The 12,095-nt window shown below is 44.2% G+C and carries 4 protein-coding genes; all 4 read left to right on the top strand.

Features of this window, described 5'->3' with window-relative positions:
* Positions 1 to 26: 26 nt before the first annotated feature.
* Positions 27 to 1,403: an ATP-binding protein gene (locus tag NXH67_RS10845; protein ID WP_022777122.1), complete on the top strand. Its 1,377-nt coding sequence runs from the start codon at positions 27 to 29 to the stop codon at positions 1,401 to 1,403.
* Entirely contained in the window at positions 1,396 to 4,869 is a 3,474-nt protein-coding gene (locus NXH67_RS10840) for a DNA topoisomerase III (protein ID WP_272797394.1), read from the top strand. Before NXH67_RS10845 ends, NXH67_RS10840 begins: the two co-directional genes overlap by 8 nt.
* 36 nt (positions 4,870 to 4,905) lie before the next feature.
* Positions 4,906 to 6,261 (top strand): MATE family efflux transporter, encoded by a 1,356-nt coding sequence (locus NXH67_RS10835; protein ID WP_272797393.1) that lies wholly within the window; start codon positions 4,906 to 4,908, stop codon positions 6,259 to 6,261.
* A gap of 252 nt (positions 6,262 to 6,513) precedes the next feature.
* A partial coding sequence (locus NXH67_RS10830) for a hypothetical protein (protein ID WP_272797392.1) occupies positions 6,514 to 12,095 on the top strand: 5,582 nt, incomplete at its 3' end.

Here is a 12,095-nt window from a genome sequence, read left to right as displayed (position 1 = left end):
ACTATTTAAAGAAGCGAGAACCTATTATGGAAGCCCAGAGACAGATAGATCTTAATTTTTTAAACAGATATTATGAGAGCGGACTCAGCAATATTCTTGTGGTTTACGGCCACAGGAATATTGCTCTTGATCCACTTCTTACCAAATTCCTCGAAAACAGACGAAGCGTTTATTACTGCGCCCGCTCGGTATCACTGAGAGAGCAGCTTTTTTTGTGGGCCAAGGAGCTTAGTCTTTCAGGAATAAATATGAGTAAAAAACCTGATTTTCAGGAGATTCTTGATGTGTGCCTCAAGACTGCAGGCCACAATCCCATTATTCTTGTAATAAGGAACTTCGAGCATATTGTTAAGGCTTCCGCGGATTTTATCAAGGAACTGTCTGACTATGTGACGGAACACGGCAAGCTCAGACAGATCCTTGTTCTTCTTGTGAGCAACGATATCAACTGGGTGGAGAACAGCATGGTTGCGAGCATTGGGAATACGGCCGGCAGTATCTCAGGCTTTCGCAAGATCAAGCCCCTTCCTTTCTCGGAGATGAGGGCATATTATCCCAAGATGTCCTACAGAGATGCGGTTCTGACCTATTCGGTTTTGGGTGGTCAGACGGGCCTCTGGAGATATTTTGACGAGAACCTCTCCTTCAAGGAGAACATATGCAAGAACATGCTTGACCCCGGCTCATTTTTGCACGATGAGGCCATGAGGCTGACTTCGGAGAACCTCCGTGAGACAGCCGTATATCACACCATCCTGGCTCAGATGGCAAGGGGCATCAACAAGCTCAACGATCTGTATCATGCCACCGGTTTTTCCAGGGCAAAGATTTCTGTTTATATTAAAACACTTATTCACCACGATTTTGCCTACAAGGCTTATTCCTTCGGAAATGCCGGCAGGGAAAATGTCATGAAGGGAGTCTACAAGATAGCAGACCCCCTGCTCAATTTCTATTTTAGATTTATTTTTCCAAATGAAAGTAGTCTTTTGCAGATGCCTGCGGATAAATTTTATGATATATTTATATCTGCGGGAATGCAGAATTATGCCAATGAATACTTCAAGTCCGTTTGCCGCGAATATCTCTTCAGACAGGAGGAACGGGGATTATTTCCTTTTGAGATCGGAGATGAGGGCGAGTGGCTTGGCAAGGATGGCAGCATAGACATCATTACCCAGAGCGATACCGGGGATACCGCTTTCGGAATGTGTTTCTGGCAGAAACAGGCCACCCATTCAGACTTGGACAATATCTACTCCTGCGCACAAAAAGCAAGACTTGAGGGAGATATAATCTATCTCTTTTCAACTTTCGGCTTTGATGATTATCTGCAGGATGCGGCTATGAAATCTTCAGGGAGCCTTAAGTTGATCGGAATAGATGAACTTACGAATGGCTAAAAAATTAATTATTACCGAGAAACCTTCTGTTGCCAGGGATTTCGCCAGAGTTCTGGGGGTATCCGGAGGCAACAGAAATTCAGGTTATATAGAGAATGATAATTATGTAGTTTCCTGGTGCTACGGACATCTTGTTGAGATGGTGTACCCGGAAGTCTACGACGAGAAGTACAAGAAATGGAAGCTGGAAGACCTTCCCTTTCTACCTGAGAATTACAAATATGGCGTGGTGGAAACCGCCAAGGAGCAGTACCATACAGTCAATGCTCTTTTGCACAGAGACGACATCGATACCGTCTACTGGGCAGGAGACTCGGGAAAAGAAGGACAGACAATTGAAGAGAATATCAGGAACTATGGCGGTGTAAGACCCGGCATGACTGAGCTTCGCGTATGGATCGACTCTCAGACCGATGAGGAGATCAGACGCGGAATCAATGAGGCAAGGCCCATGAGCGACTACGCGCTCCTTGGAGAGTCAGGTATCATGAGAGCCATAGAGGATTACAGCCTTGGTATCAATTTTTCAAGAGTCCTTTCCGTCAAATACGGCAAGCTAATCAATGACGCCGCAGCAACCACATCCTACACAGCAATTGCATTAGGAAGAGTTATGACCTGCGTTCTGGGCATGGTAGTTCAGAGAGAGCGTGAGATCAGGAACTTTGTTGAGACCCCTTTCTATCGAATAGTAGGGGATTTTGGTGATGCTCATTTACGTGCGGAGTGGAAGGCAGTTCAGGGTTCCAAATATTTTGAGTCCCCTCTTTTGTACAAGGAGAACGGCTTCAAGAAAAAAGAGAGCGCCGAGACCCTTATTCAGGAACTTACAGGCAAGCAGGCTCTCATCGAGAATATCGAGAAGGGTAAGAGCAAGAAGAGAGCGCCGCTGTTATTTAACCTGGCGGAGCTTCAGTCCGAGTGCTCCAAGATATTCAAGATAAGTCCTCAGCAGACTCTGGAGGTGGCTCAGGAGCTCTATGAGAAGAAGCTTACAACCTACCCAAGAACAGATGCCAGAGTTCTCACAACGGCAGTTGCCAAGGAGATAACCAAGAATATCAGAGGCATTACAGCCTATGAGGATGTCAAGAAATTCGCTGAGAACGTACTGACCCATGGCATGTACAAGAATCTGGAGAAGACCTCCTATGTGGACGACTCCAAGGTTACCGACCACTATGCCATCATACCTACGGGACAGACGGGGGCTGTCGGCTCTTTGTCACCCCTTGCCAAAAATGTTTATACCCTTATCTGCAAGAGATTTCTGGCGATCTTTTATCCCCCTGCGGAGTATGACACCGCCAAGATCCAGATAAGAGTGGGAGATGAGCAGTTTTTTGCATCAGCCAAGGTCCTTACAACTCTTGGATATATGGAAGTGTCGGGTAAGCCCACAGAGAAGCCTTCCGAGGATAACGGCGAAGAAGATGTAAATATGTCCAAGGAGGACTTCATCGCCTTCGTTAACAGCGCCAATAAGGGCGATGTCATCACCGTCTCCGGCTACGTCATCAAGGAGGGAAAGACCTCACCGCCCAAGAGATATACTTCCGGTAACCTTATTCTTGCCATGGAGAATGCGGGTAACCTCATAGAGGACGAAGAACTCCGTGAGCAGATCAAGGGCTCCGGCATCGGAACCTCAGCCACAAGAGCTGAGATCATTGCCAAGCTTGTCCGGATCAAATATCTTAATCAGAACAATAAGACCCAGATAATAACCCCGGAGAATCTGGGAGAGATGATATATGAAGTCGTAAGGCTCACAGTGCCTACGCTTCTGAACCCCGAGATGACCGCCAGCTGGGAGAAGGGCCTTGAGGGAATCGTCAACGGCTCAGTCAACGGCGGCGAGTACAGACGCAAGCTCGAGGACTACATAAGGCGCGAGACCAACAAGATGATAGGAGGGGACCTGACTAACGCCATCGTCTCCAACATCGGTCAGTTCACAGGCAAAAATGCCAAGGGAATCGCCGCAAGACGCCCAATAGGTGTCAAATGTCCCGCCTGCGGAGGAGAGATCACCACCACCTCCTTTGGCTACGGCTGCAGCAATTACTTTATAGATGAGATCAAATGCGGCTTCAGCATCGGCAAGATCGCCGGAGTTGACCTGTCCGAGGAGGATGTTAAGACTCTTCTTACTGAAGGTAAGACAGGCGTTATCTCAGGTTTTGTCGGTAAGAATAAGAAGAAATTCAGCGCAGTTCTTGTACTTAATAAGGATGAGAATGACAAGCCTTCCATCGGATTTGATTTTTCAGAGGTTCCTCTTGAATATGTGGAGGACCTTACCTGCCCTGTCTGCGGCGGCAGGATCGTCAAGACCGGCTACGGCGTAACCTGCGAGAACAGAACAAGGGAAGAGAATCCCTGTTATTTCAGTATCGGCGAGATCGCAGGCAAGAAGCTGGATGACGAGACCATTAAGACCCTTATTACCGAGAGACAGACCGATGTGATCAAGGGTTTTAAATCCAAGAATAAAAAGAGTTTTGATGCCAAACTTAAACTTGCTGAAGGTGAAGAGGGAAGGCTTCAGATAGTATTTGATTTTGAAGGCATTGAACCCGAGTACCTTGAGGGAGTGGTATGCCCTGACTGCGGCGGCCGTATCATGAAAAAGAACATCGGCTTTGGTTGCGAGAACTTCAAGGCGGACGATCCTTTTTCCTGCAAGTTCTTTATTGGCAAGGTTGCTCAGAAACAGCTGTCGGAGGCCAATGTCCTGGAGCTTCTTAAGGAAGGTCATACACAGACAATCCGAGGCTTCAAGGGAAAGAGCGGCAAGAAATTCGACGCCTGTCTCGTGATGAAAAAGAATGAAGCCGGCAAGGCGGAAGTTACCTTTGACTTTGAAAACGTGGAAGCCAAGACCGTGAAGGATGTTAAGTGTCCTATCTGCGGCGGCGACATAGTGGTTACTCCTTTTGGCTATGGCTGTAGCAATTACAACAGGGAAGACCCTGGGAACAGTTGTAAGTTCAATATCGGTAAGATCGCAGGAGTCAAGCTAAAGGATGCCCAGGTCAAGGCTCTTCTTACGAATGAGATAACAGACACCATTACAGGCTTTAAGTCCAAGGCAGGCAATCCCTTCGAGGCGAAGCTTGCTCTGTCCAGGGATGAAGAGGGCAAGGTCACCGGAGTAAGATTTATCTTTGAGAGCGAGGATGAGACCCTGGAGGGCCTTAAGTGTCCTAAGTGCGGTAAGAACATCATCAAGGGCCATCTTGGCTATCGCTGTGAAGACTATTCAAGAGAAGAGGGTGGCTGCAAGTTCTTCATAGGTAAGATCGCAGGAGTGGAGCTATCCAAAGAGCAGTTCACCAAGCTCTTAAATGATAAGATCACTGATACCATCACAGGCTTTAACAGCAAGAAGGGAACCACCTTCGATGCAAGACTCAAATTTGATGAAAATTTCACTGTGGTATTTGACTTCGATCAGCAGTAAGATTAATTGAGGTCATATTGTTAATAGGTTATCGAAATGAAGAAGATTATATCAGCCAGAAAAGGGTTCTACTACGAACTCTTTGTACTGGTAATTCCAATTGTAATACAGAATCTAATAGCATCCGCCGTAAGTATGGCGGATGTTGTTATGTTGGGCCGGGTTGACCAAACGTCAATTTCCGCATCGAGCCTTGCCGGTCAGGTGATGTTTTTATTAAATGTTGTTTTCTTTGGCCTTAATTCCGCCCTGACTATTCTTGCGGCGCAGTATTGGGGCAAGGGAGACAGGAAGACTATTTCCAAGATCCTGGGAATCGGCCTTATTATCTCACTGGCAATTACGGTCACTTTTGCCGTGCTGGCTTTTTTCTTCCCAAGATATTTAATAAGGATCTGGACCAATGTTCCGGAACTAATTGATGCGGGAGCGGTGTATTTAAGGTATGTTGCAGTTTCCTATATATTCCTGGGAATAACACAGCCCTATCTGACTATACTTAAGAGCTGCGAGAGAGTAAGATTTGCAACAACCCTTTCTGCAGCAACGCTTTTAATCAATGTGTGTTTAAACGCACTGCTTATTTTCGGACTGGGTCCCTTTCCTGAGATGGGGATTGCGGGAGCTGCCCTTGCAACGACTATATCTTGCGGGACAGGGCTGGTTGTGTGCATAATTGATTTTTTGAAACAAAATATTTTACCGAAGAATGTTTTGGACATGTTCAGGATTCCGGGATATCTGGTTTCGGATTTCGGCAAATATTCGTTGCCGGCATTTATCAACGATGCCATGTGGGGCCTTGCCTTTAACATGAACTCCATAATTATGGGGCATCTGGGATCGGACATTGTTGCTGCCAATTCTGTGGTGTCTGTGGCACGTGATCTGGTAACGGTTGTGGGCTTTGGTATCTCCGCAGCTTCTTCCATTATGCTGGGCAAAGAGATAGGGGAGAACCGGTTGGAGGATGCAAGAAGGGATGCTTCTTCTATAATGAGGGTGGCACTGGTATCCTGCCTGATTTCGGGATTGGTACTGTTTATTATAAGTCCTTTTGTTCCGGGACTTGTGAAGATATCAGAAACTGCGGCGCATTATCTTAAGATCATGCTCTATATCAACTGCGTGTATCAGATGGGGCAGATAATAAATACCGTACTCATCGCATCGCTCTTTAGATGCGGCGGAGATTCCAGGTACGGAATGATTCTGGATATATCGTGTATGTGGGGGTTCGCAGTTCCGCTGGGACTGATCAGCGCCTTTGTGTTGAAGCTACCACCACTTATTGTATATGTTCTTATGTGTACCGATGAGTTTGCCAAGATGCCTTTTGCTATTCATCATTATTTCAAGAGCGATTGGATCAAGAATATTACTAGGGATTAGAAATGAATATTTATGAAAAATAGTCGATAATTTTCGGATTATCGACTATTTTTATTGCAAATATAAAGTGAACTTTTAGAAATTAGTTTCAAAAAACACAGATTGTTCACAGTTTCAATGTTTACGGCGTTTACGGAAATTTAATAAATTTGCTACTATACTAGCGGAAACATGAAAGAGTTTCATAGTTTCCTAAAAATGATTAAGTATTACAGATGAATGTAATGAATGGGTGTTACGAAGGAGTAAGTTATGAAAGAGAAATTCACCAGAACAATAGCGTTTATACTTGCCATTGTAATTATGGTGGGATCAATTAATTTCACTGCCGTTAAAGCAGAGGCAGCCAGCTCAAGTATAGTAGGCTTTTATGTGAGCTGGGGAAATACTGCCAATGTGCCGGGTAGTGCGATTAAAACATTTTCAAAATCAAAAGTTGTTACAGACAGATGGGGGAAACTGTCTGAGCAGAAGTTGCAGGAAATCAAATTTGATGTTAATTACAGGGACCAGTATAACGAATATGTTCTGGACCTTGGTAAAGCATATTATGGTTTTGAGGTTGACCATATTGCTATCAAGTTCAGAACGGATAATTCGAAAAATACGATAGACAGAGATAATCCGGGCTTTGGAGTACGTCTTCTTGATACCAATGCTCTTAATGCTACATCTGCTGAGAGCTTAAAGAAGAATAATACCAGTGTATATTATACATGTAAGACCATGCGTAGATCTGATTGGATTTCTAAGGAATTAAAGAAATCAAACAGCTATGAGCTTAATATTTATCCAGGTAGTTATACACCTCCTGTAAATATGGGCGATTGGAGCGGTGAATTCAGCGGACATTTTAAAGCAATCAGCTTTTATCGTGACGATGAAATCAAGAGCTCAGCTTCTTATAACAAGGGCACTTTTAAAGTTGGAATTGAGTCTATCATTATTTACGGTAAGCCATCTGCTACTAAAAAACCTGTATATTCTGATACTAATAATACATATAAAATCACCTATGATTGCACATCCGGAAGCGAAGATAACGTTGAATTTTATAATAGAATCGAAGGCGGAAAACATTGCACAGATGGTTACTTGACATTTACTCATGATTTTCAAGAGAAATACTTCCAGATGAAGAAAGAAGGTAAGAAAAACGAGGTTGATTTAAGCAGGCTCGTAAGTATGGAAGTTGATATGGAAAACAGCTACGATATAAATGTACCTGCATCTTATCCAATATTTACCTATAAGCTGCTGGATGAGAATCAGAATGAGATTTTCTCTTATGAGGATGCATCACGTAAAGGTGTGAATTATATTGAACCTTCAACCGGTATTGCTAAATATTTCGATATTATGGTAAATAACGGTGATTATTATGATTATGATCATCCAACATGGGGAAATAATTATAAATACTCGAAGGATATCAGGATCAAGTCAATAACTTTCACAATGGCCAAAGAGGTCAACCCTTATTCCGGTGGTTCAACAGAAACGCAAGGCAATTCTTCAACATCAGAAAGTACATATTATTATGATGATGAAACATTACAAGAAATGTATGATGCCGCAAATGAAGCATTCAGTGCATATATGAACGCTTTAGCAGCAAAAAGAGATGTTGAAAGTACCCCCACAGCAGCTAATATTAAAAAGGCAAAGGATGCTGCTGATAGAGCAGCAGCAGCAGTAGAGCCTGCTAAGAAAGCAGCTGAGACTGCAAAAAAGATTTCCGAGAATGCACCTAGTTGCCAAGACCGTGATGCGGCGAAAGAATGGATGGAGTACGCAAAACAATTTGGGGAATTAGTAGGTCCCGCCGGAGAGGAAGCTGATGCAGCAGCAGAAACAGCAAAGAAAATCTTTGATAATGCGGCAATAGAGGCAGGAAATAAAGCATCAGATGTTGCTTCGACAACATATGCATTAGGTGGTGCTGCTAAAACCGCCGCTGATGCACTTAAGACAACAGTAAATATCATAACTATAGACGCAGCCAAGAAAGCTGCTCAAGAAGCCAAAGACGCAGCAGGTGTTAAAACAAGTACTAACGAAGAAACAGCTTACGGTGCAGCGCAGGCAGCACATACAGCAGCAGAGCAGGCTTATGCGGAAATAGCCAAGAATACAGCAACAGCCGGTGAAAAAATAGCTAAGGAAGCTGCAGAATATGCAATCGCGCAGGCTAATAGCGCAGAGACAGCAGCAGAGGCAGCGCTGACAAAATTAAATGGCGATGCAGAAGATGCTACAACTGCTGCCAAAAACAAAAAAAGTACTGCAGATACAAGAGCATCAGAAGCGATAACTGCAGCTGCCAACGCAATGACAGAAGTTGCAAAAAAAGAACCTTCTATAACTGAGTTGAAGAGTTTGGCTGATAGAGCAGATGATAAGGCAAAGTCCGCAGAAAATGCAGCCAAGGCAGCAAATAATGCAGCAACTGCTGCAGAAGAGGCAGCAGCACTTCTTATCAGGAAAGATAAAACAGTAGATAATGATTCTGTAGAAGGCAAGGCTCAGCAGGCAGCAAAAGATGCAAAAGAATCGGCTGACAAAGCCAGTGTGGCAGCGGATGCAGCAAGAGCAGCAGCTGCTGCTGCAAGAGCAATAAAGGCAGCTGAGGAAGTAAATGTTGCCATAAAGAACCTTGAGAATAATCCCTCAACAGAGAATGTTGCAGCTGTAAGAAGCGCTGCTTCAGCTGCTTCAACAGCAGCTACTGAGGCAGAGACCTGGGCAGGTAAGAAATCAGTATCAACAACAGATCAGGATGTAGCAGATGCCGCTGTTAAAGCTAAAAAAGCAGCAGCTGCTGCAGCAGAGGAAGCAAAAGATGCAGTTTCAGCTGCAGATATTGCAGCGGGAAATGCAGAAGAAAACATGGATGCTGCAGCAAAGGAAGCTGCAAAAGCAATCAGAGAAGCAAAGGAAGCAGCAGAAGCAGCAAAAAAAGCAGCAACAGCTGCAAAAAATGCATCTGAATCAGTTGATACTAAAGCGGAAATTGAAGCTGCATATAAGGCAGAAAAAGCAGCAACAGCCGCAGCAGCAACTGCAAATGCAAAAGCTGCAGCTGCAAATACTGCAGCAAGTAAAGTTGTTGATAATGCAGACTTAAAGCAATCTGTTATAGATGCTGCAACCGAAGCTACAAAGCAGGAGAGCGAGGCAAAAAAACAAGCTACAGCAGCTAAGAATGCAGCAGATAATGCCAGAAAGGCTCTTGATTCTGCCGCAAATACTCAGACAGGATCTGACATTACATCAGTTGCCAGCTTAAAAGAGCAGTTAGAAAGTGCAATGACTGCATTAAGCAATGCAGTTGGATATCTTAATGACGATAAAACAGCAGGTAACATCGCCGCAGTTTATATGAGTGCAAATACCGCTGAGTCTACTGCAACAACAATTAAAGCTACTGCAGAAGGATATAAGGCAGCAGCGGAGAAAATAATAAATGAAAAGCTTCTTATAAATGAAGACTCTGAAAACGAAGCTTTTTACAGTGAAAAGACTATTGAAATTGCCAAGCAGCTTTTGGAAGCAGCTAATAGCATTATCAATGAAGCAAATACTGCTATAGATACAACCATTCCGGCAGCACGTCAGGTAGCAGATAATGCCCAGAAGGATCTGGACGACAAGGCAATGAATGATGCTATTTATGCTGCAAAAAAAGCAAATGATTCTATGCAGCTTGCTAAGGATGCAGAAGATGCTGCAACAGGTAAGAATAATGCTCTTACAAAAGCACTTAATAAGCTGGGAGAAGAGCTTACTTACGACAATATAAATGCAGTAAATAATGCCGCTACCGATGCACAGACCGCAGCAGGAAGCGCTGCAACCAAAGCATCTGAGGCAAGTACTGCCGCAACTAATGCCAAGAATGCTGCTGAAGCAATTTCACAAGAAAAAGCTGATGCAAATGAAGATTATAATAATGCCAAAACTGCAGCAAGTAATGCTTCGGAAGCTGCAAATAGCGCAGCTGAATCAGCTAAAAAAGTAGCTGATGAGGTATCCAAAGCTGCTATCGATGCTTTGGCAGAAGCGGAGAAAGCAAGGAAAAAACTGAACGCACAGAGCGCAGTAGATGCATTAAATACAGCAAAAGGAGAACTTGATAAAAAAGTAAAAACAGAGAATGCTGATGAGAATGATACATTGGATTTAGCCAATGATGCTCTCACAAATGCAAATAATGCACTTGAACAGGATGAAAAGACTTCAGAAGAAAAAATTGCTGACCTAAGTGATGCAGCTATTGAAGCCATAAATCTGGCTCTGGATATCATTAATGCAGCAGAGGCAGTAATAAATGCAGCAGATGCTGTAATCAGCGCAGCCGAAGAGATGGAAGAAGGCGATGCTAAGAATAATGCTATCAGCGCTGCTAACGAAGCTAAAGGGCAGGCAGAAAACATTAAGGCAAAAGCACAGGAATTACTGGAAAATGCTGAAAAAGCACAGGAGATTGCAGAAGATGCTCAGACTGCTCTTGACCTTGCCAAAAAAGAAGGAGCTCTTAGAATAGCGGAAGAAACCGACAAGGCAGCAGAAGATGCCCATAATAAGGCAATTATTGCAGAAAATGCCGGTAAAAAACTTAAATCCGAAGAAGAGCCGACAATAGAAGATGTACGTGCTACCAAAAAAGCAGCTGAAGAAGCAGAAGAAGCAGCCAAAGAGGCCGAGAGACTTCAGGAATTGGCAGAAACAGCAGCTAATGCAACTTTAGATCCCGATGCCAGAAAAGCAGCTGAGGATGCAGCCGGGAATGCAAAGGATGCAGCCAAAGAAGCGAGGGATGCAGCCAAAGATGCAAAGGCAGCTGCAGATAAAGCTGCTCGTGAAATTATTGATGATCTTATCAAGAAAATAATTGATGCAGCTGAGGTTGCAGAAAACAGAGCAGGTGATGCAGCAGATGAATACGGAAAAGCGCAGACAGCTGCAGCAAAGAATCCTTCCGAAGCTACAATAAAGGAAGTTCAGACAGCTGCAGACAATGCACAGACCGCAGCAAATGAGGTGCATGACAAGGCTCTTGAAATCTCTGATGCTTATGAGAGAGCCATAGAAGCAGCTAAGGAAATCAGTGATCCCGACAAAAAGTCCGCAGCAGCTGCAGCTATTGAAAAGGTTGCAGATGATAAAGATGCAGTATTGGGCAAAGGGGATGAAAAGGGCTTCGATGCTCAGGCTGCCGATGATGCAGCAAATGCTAAAGCTATGCTTGATGAAGTTAAGAAGAACTTTGCAAGTGATGCAGTAAAAAATGCAGGGATTGCAGTAAGTAGTGCCAATACAGCAATACAGGCCGCAAAGGATGCAGCTGACAAGGCAAATAAGGCAGCTCAGGTAGCAAGAAAGGATCCTTCAAAGGAAACAATTGCAGCAGCAAAGACAGCTGCCGGTGAAGCAAAGACTGCATATGATAATGTAATTGCAACAGTACAGCCCGCCAAGGAGGCAGCTAAGGCAGCAATTTCAGCTGCAGCCGTAACTGATGATGGTGATATTAGCTCACAGGCAATACAGGCAGCAATTGATGCTGCCGGAATTTCAGCAGATGCCGCAACTGCAGCAGATACTGTTGATAAGGCAATGGAAAATGCCACTACAGCAGCCGGTGAAGCTACGGCTACCCTTGAGAGTGCAGCAACAGATGCAATCCGGGCAGCAAATGATGCAGCATCAGCTATAACAAAAGAGGAAGGCGTAGTTAAAAAGGCAGAGGCAGCCATTGAGGCAACCAACACTCCTTCAATAGAAACAGTTTCAGCAGCTAAAATTGCAGCTGATGAGGCAGATGATGCCGC

This window comes from Butyrivibrio sp. DSM 10294, from assembly GCF_028539135.1.
Classification (GTDB): domain Bacteria; phylum Bacillota; class Clostridia; order Lachnospirales; family Lachnospiraceae; genus Butyrivibrio.
The sequence above is the reverse complement of the archived record's forward strand: the minus strand, read 5'-3'. Positions and strand labels throughout refer to the sequence as shown.